Raw genomic sequence first — 16403 nt, forward strand, 5'->3', positions numbered from 1 at the left:
GGGAGCAGCCATGACAGCGAGGCCGGCCAGTGATTCTTTCGATACGGCAAGCAACAGGAACGCCGCCTCTCCAGACGCAGCGCGCGTCCGGTACGAGCGAGCGGGACGGCTGAATATAGCACCGGCCAGGACCTTGCGAAGGACAGGAAAACCGGTGATTCCTGCCATCGGCATGGCGCTTTCCGTGGCCGATGCAAGCTCATCTTGATGGCAGGTTTTGCATGCTTTCCTGACTGTTGCAGGATGGTCGGCTCCGTATAATTTGCCTGGTCCCAAGCGCAAGAACGCACTGTGGTATGCCACATCTTCCTTGCCCGGACTGTCCATTCTCCGCCACGGGTGTCAGGCCAGGTCATGACCGTTGATCGATGACCGAGACCGATGTCCGCGGGACTCTTTCCAACCAGCCTTGACGTGGCACTCCCGTGACAGGGATGGCTGCAGCATGGACACGCCAGGATCGCCCATGACCGACCGTCGACTCTTTCTCAAAACCCTGGCTGCCGGCGGCGGTGGCCTGATGCTGGGGGTGCTGTTGCCCCAGGCCGGTGCGCACGCCCGCACCAAGCCTGGCGCTGCGGACACCAGCAGCAGCTGGGAGCCCAGTGCCGTACTGCGCATCGCCAGCGATGGCCGGGTCACCATGACCATGCCTTATGTGGAAATGGGGCAGGGGACCTATACCTCGGTACCCATGCTGATTGCCGAAGAACTGGAGATCGATCTCCACGACGTCGTCCTGGAACATGCCGGCGCCGATGACAAGCGCTACATGAACCCGGCCCTGGGCTTCCAGGTCACCGGTGGTTCCACCACCATGCGCGCAGCGTGGATGTCGATGCGCCAGGCCGGCGCCGCCGCCCGCATGTTGCTGGTGCAGGCGGCCGCGCAACGCTGGCAGGTCGACTCCGCCAGCTGCCTGGCCCGCAGTGGAACCGTGATGCATCCCGCCAGTGGCCGCAAGCTGGGCTACGGTGAACTGGTCGAGGCGGCCGCTGCCATGCCGCTGCCTGCACCGGCCAGCATCGTGCTCAAGCAGCCGGCCGATTTTCGCCTGATCGGCAAGCCAGCCCGTCGCCTGGACACTGCTGGCAAGCTGGATGGTTCGGCCCGCTACGGCATGGACGTGCAACTGCCCGGTATGAAGGTAGCCGCACTGGCCATCACCCCCACCATCGGGGGACGCCTGGACAGCGTGGACGAAGCGGCCGCACTGCGCGTGCGCGGAGTGCGCCAGGTGGTACGTCTGGACGACTGCGTAGCGGTCATCGCCGACCACTATGGTGCCGCGCAAAAGGGTTTGCTGGCGGCTCGCCCGACCTGGCATGCCGGCTCGCATGCGAGTCTGTCCACCGAGGACATCGTTGCCGACATGCGACGCGCCAGCCAGAGCGCGGCCGCCCGCGTGCGCAGCGAGGGGGACCCCGAGGCTCGCATCGCCGGGGCGGCCAAGGTGCTGGAGGCGACTTACGAATTACCCTTCCTGGCGCACGCCGCCATGGAGCCGATGAACTGTACCGTGCATGTCACCCCCGACCACTGCGAGGTATGGACCGGCACCCAGGTGATGACGCTGGCGCGGGCTGTGGCCGCCAAGGTCATCGGACTGCCCCAGGACCGCGTGACGGTGCACAACTTCTTGCTGGGTGGCGGCTTCGGTCGTCGTCTCGAAATCGACGGCGTCGAGCGTGCCGTGCGCATCGCCACCCAGGTCAAGCACCCGGTCAAGGTGATCTACAGTCGCCAGGACGATATCCGCCACGACATGTACCGCCCCTACTGGTTCGACCGCCTGCGCGCCGGCATCGATGCCCAGGGCCAGCCAGTGGCCTGGTTCCATCACCTGACCGGTTCGTCGGTGCTGGGGCGATTCCTGCCACCGGCCTTCAAGAATGGCTATGACGAGGAGACCCTGGATGGCGCCGAGCGCCCGCCGTATGCCTTCCCGGCCATCCAGGTCGATTACACCCGCCACGAACCGCAGTTGCCGACTGCCTTCTGGCGCGGCGTGGGGCCGACCCACAATGTCTTCGTGGTGGAAAGCTTCATCGACGAACTGGCCTTTGCGGCCGGCATCGATCCGCTGCAGTACCGGCTCTCCCTGCTGGGGGACAATCCGCGCGCTCGCAAGGTGCTGGAGGTGGCGGCCCGCGAGGCCGGCTGGCACGGTCCGCGTGAAGGCAAGACCGGACGCGGCCTGTCGGTGCAGTTCGCCTTCGGCACCTACATGGCCATGGTGGTCGATGTCGAGGTGGAGCAGGGCGAGGTCAAGGTGCAGCGCGTGGTCTGTGCGCTGGACTGCGGCGTGGTGGTCAATCCCGATACCGTGCAGGCCCAGGTCGAAGGGGCGGTGATCTTTGGTCTGTCCGGCGCATTGTGGGGCAACATCACGCTGCGCAATGGCCAGGTGGAGCAGGGCAACTTCGACGATTATCGCGTCATGCGCATGTTCGAGACCCCGCGTATCCAGACCCACATCGTGGCCAGCCAGGAAGCCCCTGGCGGCATGGGCGAACCAGGTACCTCCGGTGTCATGCCGGCACTGGCCAACGCCGTGCATGCGGCCACCGGAACACGAATCCGCAAGCTGCCCATCGTGGCCGCCTTGCAAGCAAGCTGACAGGAGCACACATGATTTCTCTGAACATCAACGGCAAGGTGGTCAAGGTCGAGGCCGAGCCGGATACGCCCCTGTTGTGGGTACTGCGCGATGAACTGCAGATGGCCGGCACCAAATACGGGTGCGGTGCGGCCCTGTGCGGCGCCTGCACCGTGCATGTCGACGGCCAGCCGGCACGTGCCTGCGTCATGCCGGCCTCGGCGGCGGTGGGAAAGAGGCTCACCACCATCGAAGCCATCGGCGCCACCCCGGTGGGACAGCGGGTGCAGGCGGCCTGGACCGAGATCGACGTGCCGCAATGCGGTTACTGCCAGTCGGGCCAGATCATGGCGGCAGTGGCCTTGCTGCGCGCCATCCCCAAGCCTAGCGACAAGGACATCGACCAGGCCATGTCCGGCAACATCTGCCGCTGCGGGACCTATCCGCGCATCCGCGCGGCGATCCACAAAGCGGCGGGGCAGTCATGATGCGCGCACTGATGGTGATGCTGCTGGCCCTGTGTTCGCTCACCCAGGCGCAGGCGCAAGGCCAGGGCAAGCCGGCCCGGGATGATGGGACGCTCTTCGAACCGATTGCTAGCGTAGTGATGTCGCCGCGCTGCCTGAACTGCCACCAGGCCGAAGCTCCGCACCAGAAAGACATGGGCGTGCTGCATGCCCAGCAGGTGGTGCGCGGCAAGGATGGTCATGGCTCGGCCGTGCTGCAATGTGCGGCCTGCCACCAGGCCACCAACACTGCCCAGGGCAAGGTCCCCGGCGCGCCCAACTGGCACCTGGCACCGCTCTCCATGCGCTGGCAGGGTCTGGACAAGAAGGGCGTATGCGAGCAGATGCGTGACCCGGCCCGCAACGGCAACCGCAAGACCGGTGCCCAGGTCATCGAACATATGAAGACCGATCCACTGGTGCTGTGGGCTTGGTCGCCCGGTGCCGACCGCACCATCCCGCCGATGTCGCATGCGCAGTTCGTGCAGATGCTGGAGATGTGGTCGGCTGCCGGCATGCCCTGCCCGGGTTGATTCGCGGCCGCATGGACAGTATCGATCTGCAGGTTTTGCAGGCCTGCGTGCAATGGTTGCAGCAGGGGCATGCCTGCGAATATGTCACGGTGGTGCGGACCTGGGGCTCCAGTCCCCGGCCACCGGGCTCCACCATGGCCATCCGTGCCGATGGCGTGGTGGTCGGTTCAGTTTCGGGCGGTTGCATCGAGGATGACCTGATCGCCCACGCCCGCGTCGACGGCATGACGCGGCGCACGCCGCAACGGCTCAGTTATGGCATTTCCGCCGATGAGGCGCACCGCTTCGGGCTGCCTTGCGGCGGCACGGTGGAGCTGCTGGTCGAACCCCTGGGTCCGCACAGCCAGATGGCCGCCTTGCTGGCGCGCCTGCAGCGCCGGGTGCTGACCCGACGCCGACTGGACCTGGCCAGTGGCACGGTCCTGCTGGAAGATGCCGGCGAAGACGCACCGTTGCAGCTCGACACGCATAGCCTGACGACACTCCATGGCCCCCGGCTGCGGCTACTGATCATCGGCGCCGGCCAGCTCTCGCAGTTCCTGGCCCAGATTGCCACTGCCCTCGATTACCAGGTCACCGTCTGCGATCCGCGTGAAGAACACCGGTTGGCATGGTCATTGCCGGGCGTGTCGGTGGTGCATGCCATGCCCGATGATCTGGTGCTGGAGATGCGGCTGGACCACCGCAGCGCCGTGGTGGCTCTGACCCATGATCCGCGCCTGGACGACATGGCCCTGATGGAAGCGCTCAAGACCGACGCCTTCTACATCGGCGCCATCGGCTCGCGGCTGAACCAGTCACGGCGCCGTGAACGTCTGCTGCAGCTTGACCTCGATGCCGATCAGATCGCCAAGCTGCACGGCCCGGTCGGGCTGGACATCGGCAGCCGCACGCCGCACGAGATTGCCATCTCCATCATGGCGCAGATGATCCAGGTCCGTGGCGGAACCAGGGAAGCGGCCATGCCGGCGTACTGATCCTGTCCATTGCGCCCAGCGCAAAAGGCCTTGCGATCCGGGATGCATTCCCACCCATGGGCACTCAGGGCATAGTGGGGACAGTCCAATATCGGGGTCAGATCGTGTCCACTTCCTTGCCATCCTCTTCCGCTGTTTCCTCCGCATCGCCATCCCGTCCGCGACACGCCATCATCATCGGTGGCTCGCTCGGCGGTCTGTTTGCCGGCACCATGCTGCGGCAGATCGGCTGGGACGTTGATATCTGCGAGCGCTCGGCCAGCGATCTCGACAGCCGGGGCGGTGGCATTGTGTTGCAACCGGAGGTGCTGGAGGTGTTCCGCCGCATTGGCGTCGATATCCGCCGCCAGGCGCTCGGCGTACCCTCGATCAACCGCGTCGTGCTGGACAAGGATGGCAGCGTGCGGGTACGGCGACCTGCGCCGCAGACCCAGACTTCCTGGTCCCTGATCTATAGCACGCTGAAGTCGGTCTTCGGCAGCGAGCACTACCATCAGGGCCGGGTGCTGTCGCATGTGGAGCAGGACCCGGACAGCGCCCGCGTGACGGCCTGCTTCGAAGATGGCAGCCGCGCCAGCGGCGACCTGCTGATCGGCGCCGACGGCGGAGATTCCCGCGTGCGCAGCCAATTCTGGCCGGCGCAGCGGCCCGGCTATGCCGGCTACCTGGCCTGGCGTGGCCTGCTGCCCGAGGCCGACATGCCGGCCACCACCCGCGCTGTGCTGCATGGCGACTTCGGCTTTGCCAACCATACCGGCTCGCACATCCTGGGTTACCTGGTGCCGGGGGAGGGCAACAGCATCTGGCCCGAGCAGCGTCTCTACAACTGGGTCTGGTACCGCGTGGCCAGTGAGGCCATGCTGGAACAGGTGATGCTGGATCGCGATGGCCGCCAGCGCGCCTATTCGGTGCCGGAAGGCCTGCTCGCCCCGCGCTGGCGCCAGCACCTGCGTGAGGAAGCGCCGCAGCTGTTGCCGCCGCCCTTCCGTGATGCAGTGCTGGCCACCGATGCCCCCTTCGTCCAGGCCATCCGCGACCTGGCGGTGGAACAGATGGTCAGCGGTCGGGTGCTGATCCTGGGCGATGCGGCCTCCATTCCACGCCCGCATACTGCAGCCAGTACCCTGAAGGCTGCCGCCAATGCGCTGAGCCTGGCCGATGCACTGCAGGCCAGCCGGGACGACATCGACGCTGCCCTGGCGCGCTGGGAACCGCGCCAGGTGGCCCTGGGCCAGCAGTTGCTGCGCCAGGGTGTGGAAGCGGGCCAGTTGCTGCTGTTCCATCATCCCTGATGGGCCAGGGCCTGTTCAAATTTAATCTAAGCATCTTGCAGATCAAATGTGAACAGGCCCTAGTCCCGCGTGGCGGGACTTTCCCGGTCACTATCGACCTTCCGCTGTTGCCGATCCTCCGGGTCGGTACAATGTGGCTCCACAACAGGCGCCATGCCAGCGGGGGGCGCGCCTGATCCGCATCGCAGCGGGTTTTTCAACGAACATGGCGCAACGATCATGGACCGGTTTTCAGAGCTCAAGGCATTCTCGGTGGTGGCCAGCACCGGCGGCTTTTCGGCCGCTGCACGCAACCTGGGCATTGCGCCTTCATCGGTGGTGCGTCTCATCGATGCGCTGGAGCGGCGCGTGGGCGCCAGGCTGCTCAATCGCTCTACCCGCACGGTGACGCTCACCGACAGCGGGCGCCTGTACTACGAGAGCGTGCTGGTCATCCTGGAACAGATCGAGGAAGCCGAGAACCTGGCTTCCCAGGAAGGCGTGCCGCAGGGGCGGCTGAAGATTTCGGCACCGGTCACCTTCAGCACGCTCTACCTGGCGCCGGCCCTGTGCCAGTTGCAGCAGACCTATCCCAAGCTGGCTGTACATCTTAATCTCAGCGACGGCATCAGCGATCTGGCCGAAGATTCGGTGGATGTTGCCATCCGCATCGGCAAGCCGGTGCCGCAAGCCGAGCTTCATACGCGCTGGCTGGCCGACCAGCGGCGCATCATCTGCGCCAGTCCCGAGTACTTCAAGGCAGTCGGCATGCCGCTGGTTCCGGCCGACCTGCGCCAGCACGATTGCCTCAGCTTTTCCTATGCCAGCCAGTCACGCCAGTGGCGCTTTCGTCCGCTGGCGGCACCCGCTGGGCCGGCCACGCCAGCCGAGCCTATCCAGACGGTGGAGGTGAGCGGCTCGCTGTCGGTGAATAATTCCGAGATGCTGCGCCAGGCCTGTCTGGGTGGGTATGGCGTGGCCATGCTGCCGGTGTGGCTGGTGATGGATGACATCCAGGCCGGGCGGCTGGTGTGGGCGCTGCCCGCCTACGAAGCCAACCCCGGTGCCATGGACGTCGGTATCTATGCCGTCTATCCCTCCAACCGCGAGACCGCCCTGAAGGTGAAGGTCTTCATCGACGTGCTGGAACAGCACCTGGCCACGGCGCTGCCGGTATTGCCGCAGCCGGCGGCGCCGGTTCAGGACTAGGCCTCGGGACCAGACCTCAGGACTGGCCCTCAGGCCTGATCCAGTGCCAAGCGCCGGCCCCGGGTGGTGGCGGGACGGGCTTCTGCGGTGGTGCTGATGGTCGTCGACAGCGCGGCAACGGCATCATCCTTGGCCAGCCTCATCTCACCCAACTGGAAGTGACTGACCATCTCGGCCAGTGCGGCGGCCTGGTCGCGCAGGCTGGCGGCCGAGGCGGCGGCTTCTTCCACCAGGGCAGCGTTCTGCTGGGTGACGCCATCCATTTCCGTGATGGCGACGTTGACGTGGCCAATACCGGTGCGCTGTTCGCTTGAGGAGGCGGTGATGGCCGACATCATGGAGGCCACTTCATTGACGCTCTGTACCACCTCGCTGATGGTGCCGCCGGCGTCGCTGACAATGCCGGCGCCGGTAGCAATGCTGGTCGAGGATGCATCGATCAGGCTCTTGATTTCCTTGGCTGCGGCCGCACTGCGCTGGGCCAGTACCCGTACCTCCGAGGCCACCACGGCGAAGCCGCGCCCCTGTTCGCCGGCGCGGGCCGCTTCCACGGCCGCATTGAGCGCCAGGATATTGGTCTGGAAGGCGATGCCGTCGATGGCGGAAATGATGGCCTCGATACGGCCTGCGCTGCTGCTGATGGCGTCCATGGTCTGGCTCACCTTCTGCATGGCGGCGCCCCCTCGTTGTGCCAGCTCGGAAGTGGCCAGCGCGAGGTGATTGGCCTGTAGCGCATGCTGGGCATTGGAGGCCACGGTCTGGGTCAGCTGTTCCATGGAGGCGGCCGTCTCCTCCAGCGAGCCGGCCTGGCTTTCAGTACGGGCCGACAGATCCAGGTTGCCGCTGGCGATCTGCGAGGAGGCTGCGGCAATGGTTTCGGCACTGCTGCGGATGGCGGCGATCATGGCTGCCAGCCTGGCCTGCATCAGCGCCATGGCGGCCAACAGGCTGCTGTTGTCGCCTGCGCGCAGTTGCACCGGCTGGCTCAGATCCTGTTCGGCGATCTGCATGGCAACCGCCACCGCGTACTCGGGGCTGCCGCCCAGGGTGCGGTTCAGGCTGCGATTGATCACGACCACGATGCCGGCCAATAGCAGGCTCACCAGCGCCAGGATGGCGCCGCTCTTCCTGAGCGATGCGTAGAAGGCATCTTCGATGTCATCCACATACACCCCGGCCACCAGGGCCCAGCCCCAGGGCTTGTAGCTGACGATGCGCGCCAGCTTGGTGGACGGCACCTGGGTGCCGGGACGCAGCCAGAGGTAGCGCATGAAGCCTTCGCCGGTCGGCGAGGCGGCCAGCCGTGCTACCTCCAGGAAGACCGGAAAGCCGGCCGGGTCCTTGAAGGCGCTCATGTCCTTGCCATCGTTTTCCGGTCGTCCCGGGTTCTGGATGGCGGTCGCGTCCATGCCCAGGATGGCGATGTAACCGTCCTCGCCATAGCGGATGGTCTTGAGCACGGCCTTGGCCTGACGCTTGGCTTCCTCGCTGTCGAGGGTGCCGGCGCGCACCTGGTCGGCGAAGCCTTCGACGATCTTCAGCGCCGCCTTGTCCAGGTTGGCCAGGTCAGTCTGGCGCTCTTCGTAGCGCTGATGGCGTGCTTCCACGAGGTGCAGCAGGGAGACTGCACACAGGCAGCCGAGACTGGCGATGAGGGGCAGCCAGAGTTTTTTCTGAAAGGACAGCAGGGCCATGAGATTTACTCCCGTTGTGAGATGAAAGGGTGGATGCGGCAGGCCGTTCTGTCGGCCTGCAAGGGGGCAAGGGTACGGACGAGGGGGAGCGGACAAGCAGGTGCTGGCAAGGTCAGGCCACGCGCACGCTATGCAGCGGCAACTGCTGGCGCGACAGCAGGGCGGCGGCTTCCTCGGGTGCGATGCCTTTGCCGAAGAAGTAGCCCTGGGCCTGGTCGCAGCCGTGGTCGCGCAGGAAATCCAGCTGCACGCTGTCTTCCACACCTTCGGCCACGATGTTGCGGTTCATGGCATGGGCCAGGGCGATGACGGCCTTGACGATCTCGGCATCGTTGCCGTCGATGGAGATATCGCGAATGAAGCTGCGGTCGATCTTCAGGGTATGGATGGGGAAGCGCTTCAGGTAGCTGAGGCTGGAATAGCCGGTGCCGAAATCGTCGATCGCCAGCTGCACGCCGAAGGCGCTCAGGGCATTGAGGATCTGCACCGTCGATTCGGGCGAATCCATGATGACGCTCTCGGTGATTTCCAGCACCAGGCAGTGTGGCGGGCACTGGGTGGTGGCCAGGACGCGCTGTACCGTCGCGACCATGTCGTCCTGTCGGAACTGGGTAGCCGAGAGATTGACCGACATCTTGATGTCCTGCGGGCAAAGCCCGGCGCGTTGCCACGCGACCAGCTGGCGACAGGCGGTTTCCAGCACCCACTCGCCGATCTGGACGATGAGTCCGGTCTCTTCGGCCAGACCGATGAACTGGTCCGGGGCAATCACCGCCTCGCCCGGCGGCTGCCAGCGCAGCAGGGCCTCGAAGCCGATGATGCGACCGCTGGCGATGTTCACCTGCGGCTGGTACACCAGATGGAATTCCCGGCGCTCCAACGCGCGCCGCAGGGCGGCATCCATGCGCAGGAACTGCAGGGCGTCCTTGCTCATTTCGTTGGCGTAGAAGACATAGCGGCGCTTGCCGCCCTGCTTGGCCTGGTACATCGCCGTGTCGGCATTCTTGAGCAGGGTGGCGCTGTCGCTGCCGTCGCGGTCATACAGGCTGATACCGATGCTGCCGCCGAGGAACAGCTCATGGCCGTTCAGCAGCATGGGCTGGCAGATGGCTTCCAGGATGCGGTCGGCGACGGCGGCGATGTGCCGCTGCTGGCCGGCGTTGGCCAGCACCACCACGAATTCGTCGCCACCCAGGCGCGCCACCGTGTCGCCGGGGCGCACGCAGGCCAGCAGCCGGTGCGCCACTTCGACGATGACCTGGTCGCCGATGTCGTGGCCGAGGCTGTCGTTGATGGTCTTGAAGCGGTCCAGGTCGATGAACAGCACCGCCAGCGTGTGCCGGGGTGAGGAGGAGGGCGAGGACGAGAGCGGCGCAGAGGCCAGACGGGCCTGGGCGATGGCCAGGTCCAGGCGGTCCATCATCAGGCTGCGGTTGGGCAGGCCGGTGAGGTGGTCGTGGTTGGCCAGATGGCGCATGCGGTACTCGGTGGCCTTGCGCTCGGTGATGTCTTCGATGGCGGCAATGAAGTGGACTTCACCATTGCTCTCGCGCATGGACGATACCGTCACCTGGCCCCAGATCGACTGTCCATCCTTGCGCACGTAGCGCTTTTCGCTGACATAATCCTGGATTTCACCGTTGAGGATGCGTTGCGTCATGTGGTCGTGGTCACACTCCTCATCCGGGTCGGCCAGATCGCACAGGTTCAGGCGCTGCATCTCGTTGGCATCGTAGCCCAGCACCTGCTGCAGCTTGCGGTTGCTGCGCAGGATGCGGCCGGCGGCATCGAAGTGGACCAGTCCCACGGCCGCCTGGTGGAAGGACAGGCGAAAGCGTTCTTCGCTGTCGGCCAGGGCAGCCTTGGCTTCCAGCACGCGGGCGATGTCATGGGCCACCAGCAGCAGGAGTGCTTCATCGCCATCGTCGAAGCGCGAGAGTCCGAACTGATAGTGGCCGCAGCGTTCATGGCCCGCGTCATCGATCAGGTTGATACCCTGGTGTGGTACGCCGCTGGCAAGCACTTCGCCGGCTGCGGCGTACAGCGCCGGCACCTTGAACAAGGCCGGCAAGGCCATGCCGTCGACCGGCACATCGGCCCCCAGGCCGAGAATGCGCCGCATCACCGGATTGGCGGTGCGGATGCGGCATTGTCCATCCATCACCAACAGGCCATTGGGCGTGTAGTTGAAGATATGCTCGGCATAGTTACGGTAGCGGTCCAGCAGGCGGCGGTCGGCCGCGATGCTGGCGTCGATGATGCTGGCCACGTCGTGCAGGGCCTGGGTCAGGATGGTGTTGAGGAATTCGATGGTCTTGCCCTGATGGCGCACCCTCAGCTGCTGCAGGGTCGGCATCAGCTCACGCAGGTAGCCCCGGCAATCTTCCACGTGCGCCAGCGCCAGATGCGGTTGCGCCGTGTCGGCCTGCTGCAGGGACCGCCGCAGCCGCGCCAGCGCGCCATGGTCGCCATCCTCAGTCATGCCCGAGCTCATACCTGATGCAATCCCCAGCCTGGCGGCGCGCACATTGCGGCTGATCTTCTTGAACCAGGGGCGCCCCCTGGGTTTGCGCAGCTTGCCGCCCGCGCCGGCGGGGGCCGCTTGCTCGGCGTGGGTGGCGGTGGCGCCGATGGTGTGGGCAATCGGGGCGCTCTGCATGCGCCAGCGGGCGTTGCGGTTCATTGGGGCATCTCCGACGAGGATGGAAGGGGCGACGCTGGACGCAGGCGGCGGGAAGACCGGCGCCTGCCAGCTGCAGCGGCGCGGATCAGTTCAGGGCGGGGTAATCGGTGTAGCCGATGTCGTCGCCACCATAGAAGGTGAAGGGGTCTGGCTCGTTGAACGGCCCGCCTTGCGCAATGCGTGCGGCCAGATCGGGATTGGCGATGTACTGGCGGCCGAAAGCCACCATGTCGGCCTGGCCGGCGACCACCAGCTGCTCGGCTTGCTCGAAGGACAGGCCACCGTTGGCGATCAGCACGCCCTTGAAATGCGGACGCAGGATCTCCAGTATCCGCGGCATGTCCTTGTTGCCGCTCCAGGCATTGGTATCGGCCGCATGCAGATAGCCGATGCCGTAGCCATTGAGCATTTGCGCGACGTAGGCATAGGTGGCGCGGGTATCGCTGTCGCCAGGGCCATCCGCATCGGCATCGATGGCGTTGTTGTACAACGCGAAGGGCGAGAGCCTTACCCCGACCTGCACGGCCGGCATTTCCTGCAGCACGGCTTCGATGATCAGGCGCAGGAAGCGCGCGCGGTTTTCGATGCTGCCGCCGAACTGGTCTTGCCGTCGATTGACGTGGGAGGACAGGAACTGCTGCGGCAGGTAGCCATTGGCGGCATGGATTTCCACGCCGTCGATGCCGGCCAGTACCGCATGTCGCGCAGCGGTGCGGAATTCCTGCACGGTGGCGTGGATTTCCTCGACGCTCATGGCCCGCGAAGGAGAGGCGGCGATGCGGGTGTAGTAGCCGTTGCGCAGGGCGCCGTAGACCTGCAGCAGGCCAAGGTCGTCGTTCATCCCCGACGGCGAGAGTGGCGCGGCGCCATCGAGCAGGGCATAGGTGCTGATGCGACCGCCATGCCACAACTGGACGAAGAGTTTGCCACCGGCTTCGTGCACCGCACTGGCCACGTCCTTCCAGCCGGCCACCTGGTCGGGATGATGGATGCCAGGCGCGTCTTCGAAGGCGGCCGACATCGGCGAGACATTGGTGGCTTCGGCGATGATCAGGCCGGCCGAGGCACGCTGGCGGTAGTAGTGCGCATTGAGCGCGGTGGGCACGCCATTGGCGCCAGCCCGGGCGCGCGTGACCGGGGCCATGGCGATACGGTTGGACAGGTGTAGCGGGCCGATGCTGAGTGGCTGGAGAAGTGCGTTCATGGTGAGCCCCGATGGGATTGCGATGTAAGGAGCGCCCACTGTAGCGTTGTGGCCCGGCGCTGATAATATGCCGGGATTAGCGAAGGCTCTTGCGCAAAACGCAAAGGTGCTCATGAATAAATTTTCCGAAATGCAAGCATTTGTGGCGGTGGCCGACACTTCCGGGTTTTCTGCGGCGGCACGGCAGTTGGACCTGGCACCGTCGTCCGTGCTCAGGCTGGTCGATGCGCTGGAAGAGCGGCTGGGGGTCAAGCTGCTCCAGCGCAGCACCCGCAGTGTGACGCTGACCGAAGGCGGCCGCGACTTCTATGAACGGGTGGTGGATATCCTGCAGCGCCTGGAATCGGCCGACCTAGCCGCGGCCGCCCTGGAGCAGGAGCCGCAGGGCGTATTGAAGGTCACCGCGCCGGTCACCTTCAGCACGCTCTACCTGGCGCCGGTCTGCCGCGAGCTGCATCGCCGCTACCCGCTGCTGCAGCTGGAGCTGCAATTGAGCGATGGCGTGAGCAACATGATCGACGAGTCCATCGATGTGGCCGTGCGCATCGGTGCGGTGGGCGACCAGCCCAACGTGATCGCGCGCCGCCTGGCCACGCACGCGCGCGTGATCTGCGCCAGTCCGCAGTATCTGGGCCAGCATGGCCCGGTACTGCGCCCGGTCGACCTGCTGGCGCATACCTGTCTGCAGTTCAGTTACGACGGGCCACGCCGGGGCTGGCGTTTTCGTCGCCGTGGCGACGCCGAGGGCAACATCGAGGAAATCAACGTGCAGGGCAATTTCTTCGCCAACAATGCCGAGATGCTTCGGCAGGCGGCCTTGAGCGGCCGTGGAGTGGTCATGCTGGCGCGTTGGCTGGTGGGCGAGGATATCCGGGCCGGTCGTCTGGTTCCCCTGCTGGAGGACTACGAAGCCAACCCCGGTGCCATGGAGGTCGGCATCCATGCCATGTATCCGGCCAACCGCCGCGGGTCGGTCAAGGTCAAGGCTTTCATCGACCTCCTGATGGAGCAGTTGTCGGCCCACCCGGGGGTGGTGGAAGCTTAGGGCTCAGGCCGCCATCTGTGCGCGCCGGGCCACGATCTTCTGGATCTTGTCATTGAGCGTGGCGGCATTGAAGGGCTTGATGATGTAGCCATCGGCACCGGCCTCGGCGGCGCTGACCACGCTCTCCTTCCTGGCTTCGGACGTGATCATCAGCACCGGCAGCTTGGCCAGCCGCGGTTCTTCGCGAATCTTGCGCAGCAGGGCCAGCCCGTCCATGGTGGGCATGTTCCAGTCGGTGATGACAAAGGACACCGGCACCTGTCCTGCTTCCAGGATTTTCCAGGCCGAACTGCCGTCGTCGGCATCGACCATGCGGGTGTATTCCAGATCTTTCAATATGCCCATGACCATGCGGCGGATGGTGGAAAGATCGTCGACGACCAGGAAATGCTGTTCCATTTTTTCCATTGCCAGGCTCCTCAATCAAAAAAAGACAGGCAGGTGTGATACCGCTTTTCGAGACCTGCAAACGTCGAGGTGGCAGAAAGCGGAACAGGCTTGTGGCGGACGAAAAAAGAAGGCCATCGGTGATGTGCCACCGCTGCCTGCCCGATACCTGCCCTGATGCTGCGCAGATTAGCAATGAAGCGTGGAGGCGTTAATCATACGAAGGTGTTAAGACGCCAGCGCCAAGGGGGCTGCTGGCCGCTCGCAATGGCGCGCTGGTACTGCTGCACCGGCCGGCAGGGTCAGTTTGCACGCATGCACATTGGCCGCAGGGACGTACGGGGGCGCTTTCCCATACCATGGTGCTACATCGCGTCGCGGGAGGGGACGCCATAATGTGCAGCGACAATTCGGCGTCTTTAAGGAGCTGGATCGGACGGGAACCTGAGCCTCGGGTAAAGGGGGGGACAGGGGATACAGGGCGTTCACGGCGATGCCGGCCTGCAGGTCAACGCAGGGCGATGTCGTGAAACAGAATAACAAGATGCATCTTCCGAACGGAGCACTATGGACCTCCATACCCTCGCAGCATGGGTGGCAGCGATTTCCATCATCATGGCCATGATCAAACTGGCCGGCCTCTGGCGCCTGCGTCGGCGCCTTGTGGCCAGGCTGGGCAGATCAAGCGGGTCCTGCCTGGGCAACAAGATCTACCTGCACAACCTGAGCGTCCGCCCGCTGGCGCTGACCCGCTGGAGAATCTACGTGGCCGAAGGCCTGCTGCAACGGCAGGAGGTCAAGGAGATCACCTGCTTCGGGGGCAGCGCAAAGGAAGCAATGGGGGCAATGCGAGCCAAGGAAGCAGACAGCATCGTGATCGAGGCGCGTTGCTCGCACATCCTGTTCTTTTCCGACGAGGGATTGTTCAACCGCAGCGCCGATCTGCGCGACGGTCGACGGCTCTATATCGGCATTGAAACCTCCGACGGCCGGGTGTCCACTTGCTGCCTGTATCCATCCAATCACCCCTGGCCAGCCTTGCAGGCCTTACTGACGGCGTTGTGGAGCAGGCAGAAACGGTTTGCGCGGGAGTGATATACCAACGCTTCAGAGTTCTCCGGTTTCAAGGTCTCCATGCGTCAGGGTCAGAGCGCCGTGACGCCGGAACGCGGGGAAGACCCTTGAGCGATAAGGGCGCGGTAGTGTCTAGTGCGCCACCAGTCGCAGACGGGTCGCCTTGGGACACCACGGTGGTGTGCGAAATTCCTCGACCAGGAAGTCGCGCAGGCGCTGCACCTTGGGCGGAAGATAGGCACGCGTCGGATAGAGGACGTGGGCCATCATGTCGTGCTGGCCGATGGACCAGTCGGGGAGCAGTTCCACCAGCTCACCCGAGGCCAGCGCAGCGTTGACGATGAAATCCGGCTGGATCGCAACGCCCCTTCCACCGATGGCCATCGCCCGGCAGGTGGCGCCGTTGTTGACTTGCATGCTGGAACGCATGCGGGCGATGGCGGTTTCTCCCTGCGCATTGCAGAAGTGCCATTCGTCGCCGTTGGATTGCAGGCTGTAGGAAATGAAGGGGAACTCGCGCAAGTCGGAAGGGTGGCACGGCACGCCGGCTTGCCGCAGCAATGCCGGCGAGGCGCAGACCTTCATGCGCACCGGCGCCAGTGGCCTGGCGATCATCCGGCTGTCGGCCATGGCGCCGATGCGGATGGCCATGTCATAGCCGCCTTCGATCAGGTCCGTGGTCTTGTCGGACAAGGTGATGTTGAGTTCGATACGGGGATACTGTTCGGCGAACTTGCCCCAGAGCGGAGCCAGCTGTTCGACGCCGAAGTCGTGCGGTGCGCAGACCCGCAGCCGACCGATTGCCTGGTCCGAGCTCAGACCCACTTCGTTCTCGACATCCTGCAGGGCGCCCAGCAACTCCTTGCTCTTGGCAAAGTAGACGCGTCCTTCTTCAGTGAGAGAGAGGCGGCGCGTGGTGCGGTGAAGCAGACGTATGCCCAGGAACTGCTCCAGTTCCGACACGTGGCGCGACACCGCGGGTTTCGACAGGCCCGTCACATCGACGGCACTGACGAAGCTGCCGGTCTCGACGACGGCAACGAAGGCTTCCATGGCCAGCAGCTTATCCATATGGCGGCCCCTCAGCGACGGCGCAGGCCGAGGGAGAGGGCGGCCCGCACACCATGGCGGCGCAGGATCGGCAAGGACAGACTGGCGCTGAGCAGGACCTGGCTGAAGAGGGGCATGGCGGTTGGCTCCGGTGGGTAGTGCAGTTGTGCC

At 65.1% G+C, this 16403-nt stretch carries 13 protein-coding genes; 8 read left to right on the forward strand and 5 right to left on the reverse strand.

Going from position 1 to position 16403, the window contains the following annotated elements:
* The first annotated feature begins 466 nt into the window (after positions 1-466).
* The 6 genes from HBH1_RS06295 (at position 467) to HBH1_RS06320 (ending at position 7095) form a co-directional block, all read left to right on the forward strand.
* Positions 467-2620: a xanthine dehydrogenase family protein molybdopterin-binding subunit gene (locus HBH1_RS06295; protein WP_102662019.1), complete on the forward strand. Its 2154-nt coding sequence runs from the start codon at positions 467-469 to the stop codon at positions 2618-2620.
* A gap of 11 nt (positions 2621-2631) precedes the next feature.
* The gene (locus tag HBH1_RS06300; protein WP_102662020.1) at positions 2632-3087 is read left to right on the forward strand and encodes a (2Fe-2S)-binding protein; all 456 of its coding nucleotides are present in this window, start codon (positions 2632-2634) and stop codon (positions 3085-3087) included.
* Positions 3084-3638, forward strand: coding sequence for a hypothetical protein (locus HBH1_RS06305; RefSeq protein ID WP_102662021.1), 555 nt, complete (start codon positions 3084-3086; stop codon positions 3636-3638). The genes HBH1_RS06300 and HBH1_RS06305 overlap by 4 nt, the downstream gene beginning before the upstream one ends.
* An 11-nt stretch (positions 3639-3649) precedes the next feature.
* Positions 3650-4615, forward strand: coding sequence for an XdhC family protein (locus HBH1_RS06310; protein ID WP_166757943.1), 966 nt, complete (start codon positions 3650-3652; stop codon positions 4613-4615).
* A gap of 104 nt (positions 4616-4719) precedes the next feature.
* Positions 4720-5907, forward strand: coding sequence for an FAD binding domain-containing protein (locus tag HBH1_RS06315; RefSeq protein ID WP_233207541.1), 1188 nt, complete (start codon positions 4720-4722; stop codon positions 5905-5907).
* A gap of 219 nt (positions 5908-6126) precedes the next feature.
* Positions 6127-7095, forward strand: a complete 969-nt coding sequence (locus tag HBH1_RS06320) for a LysR family transcriptional regulator (RefSeq protein WP_102662023.1) — start codon at positions 6127-6129, stop codon at positions 7093-7095.
* A 29-nt stretch (positions 7096-7124) separates the two neighbouring features.
* On the opposite strand, the gene HBH1_RS06325 is transcribed toward HBH1_RS06320, so the two are convergent.
* The 3 genes from HBH1_RS06325 to HBH1_RS06335 all read right to left on the reverse strand — a co-directional run bounded on the left by HBH1_RS06325 (position 7125) and on the right by HBH1_RS06335 (position 12676).
* A complete protein-coding gene (locus HBH1_RS06325) occupies positions 7125-8789 on the reverse strand; it encodes a methyl-accepting chemotaxis protein (RefSeq protein WP_102662024.1) in 1665 nt (554 codons plus the stop codon).
* A gap of 112 nt (positions 8790-8901) precedes the next feature.
* The gene (locus HBH1_RS06330) at positions 8902-11472 is read right to left on the reverse strand and encodes a putative bifunctional diguanylate cyclase/phosphodiesterase (protein ID WP_102662025.1); all 2571 of its coding nucleotides are present in this window, start codon (positions 11470-11472) and stop codon (positions 8902-8904) included.
* 85 nt (positions 11473-11557) lie between these two features.
* Complete coding sequence (locus HBH1_RS06335) at positions 11558-12676, reverse strand: alkene reductase (protein ID WP_102662026.1); 1119 nt, start codon at positions 12674-12676, stop codon at positions 11558-11560.
* Between the two features lie 112 nt (positions 12677-12788).
* Here HBH1_RS06335 and HBH1_RS06340 point away from each other — a divergent pair, with 112 nt between their 5' ends.
* Positions 12789-13721 carry a LysR family transcriptional regulator gene (locus tag HBH1_RS06340; RefSeq protein WP_102662027.1) on the forward strand — a complete coding sequence of 311 codons (933 nt, stop codon included), beginning with the start codon at positions 12789-12791 and terminating at the stop codon, positions 13719-13721.
* Between the two features lie 3 nt (positions 13722-13724).
* On the opposite strand, the gene HBH1_RS06345 is transcribed toward HBH1_RS06340, so the two are convergent.
* Positions 13725-14129, reverse strand: coding sequence for a response regulator (locus HBH1_RS06345; protein ID WP_006463037.1), 405 nt, complete (start codon positions 14127-14129; stop codon positions 13725-13727).
* A gap of 546 nt (positions 14130-14675) precedes the next feature.
* Between HBH1_RS06345 and HBH1_RS06350 the strand changes: the two genes are divergently transcribed.
* On the forward strand, positions 14676-15203 hold the full coding sequence (locus tag HBH1_RS06350) for a hypothetical protein (protein ID WP_102662028.1): 528 nt from the start codon (positions 14676-14678) through the stop codon (positions 15201-15203).
* Between the two features lie 111 nt (positions 15204-15314).
* Here the strand turns inward: HBH1_RS06350 and HBH1_RS06355 are convergent, their stop codons facing one another.
* The gene (locus tag HBH1_RS06355; protein WP_102662029.1) at positions 15315-16253 is read right to left on the reverse strand and encodes a LysR family transcriptional regulator; all 939 of its coding nucleotides are present in this window, start codon (positions 16251-16253) and stop codon (positions 15315-15317) included.
* Positions 16254-16403 lie beyond the last annotated feature (150 nt).

Source organism: Herbaspirillum sp. BH-1 (assembly GCF_002870055.1).
Lineage (GTDB): Bacteria > Pseudomonadota > Gammaproteobacteria > Burkholderiales > Burkholderiaceae_D > Herbaspirillum > Herbaspirillum frisingense.

What these genes read in the sequence shown, in the direction of transcription:
- HBH1_RS06350 (WP_102662028.1), top strand. Translation starts at nt 14,676, where the DNA reads ATGGACCTCCATACCCTCGCAGCATGGGTGGCAGCGATTTCCATCATC.
- HBH1_RS06325 (WP_102662024.1), bottom strand. Translation starts at nt 8,789, where the DNA reads ATGGCCCTGCTGTCCTTTCAGAAAAAACTCTGGCTGCCCCTCATCGCC.
- HBH1_RS06320 (WP_102662023.1), top strand. Translation starts at nt 6,127, where the DNA reads ATGGACCGGTTTTCAGAGCTCAAGGCATTCTCGGTGGTGGCCAGCACC.
- HBH1_RS06340 (WP_102662027.1), top strand. Translation starts at nt 12,789, where the DNA reads ATGAATAAATTTTCCGAAATGCAAGCATTTGTGGCGGTGGCCGACACT.
- HBH1_RS06295 (WP_102662019.1), top strand. Translation starts at nt 467, where the DNA reads ATGACCGACCGTCGACTCTTTCTCAAAACCCTGGCTGCCGGCGGCGGT.
- HBH1_RS06335 (WP_102662026.1), bottom strand. Translation starts at nt 12,676, where the DNA reads ATGAACGCACTTCTCCAGCCACTCAGCATCGGCCCGCTACACCTGTCC.
- HBH1_RS06355 (WP_102662029.1), bottom strand. Translation starts at nt 16,253, where the DNA reads ATGGATAAGCTGCTGGCCATGGAAGCCTTCGTTGCCGTCGTCGAGACC.
- HBH1_RS06305 (WP_102662021.1), top strand. Translation starts at nt 3,084, where the DNA reads ATGATGCGCGCACTGATGGTGATGCTGCTGGCCCTGTGTTCGCTCACC.
- HBH1_RS06330 (WP_102662025.1), bottom strand. Translation starts at nt 11,472, where the DNA reads ATGAACCGCAACGCCCGCTGGCGCATGCAGAGCGCCCCGATTGCCCAC.
- HBH1_RS06300 (WP_102662020.1), top strand. Translation starts at nt 2,632, where the DNA reads ATGATTTCTCTGAACATCAACGGCAAGGTGGTCAAGGTCGAGGCCGAG.
- HBH1_RS06310 (WP_166757943.1), top strand. Translation starts at nt 3,650, where the DNA reads ATGGACAGTATCGATCTGCAGGTTTTGCAGGCCTGCGTGCAATGGTTG.
- HBH1_RS06345 (WP_006463037.1), bottom strand. Translation starts at nt 14,129, where the DNA reads ATGGAAAAAATGGAACAGCATTTCCTGGTCGTCGACGATCTTTCCACC.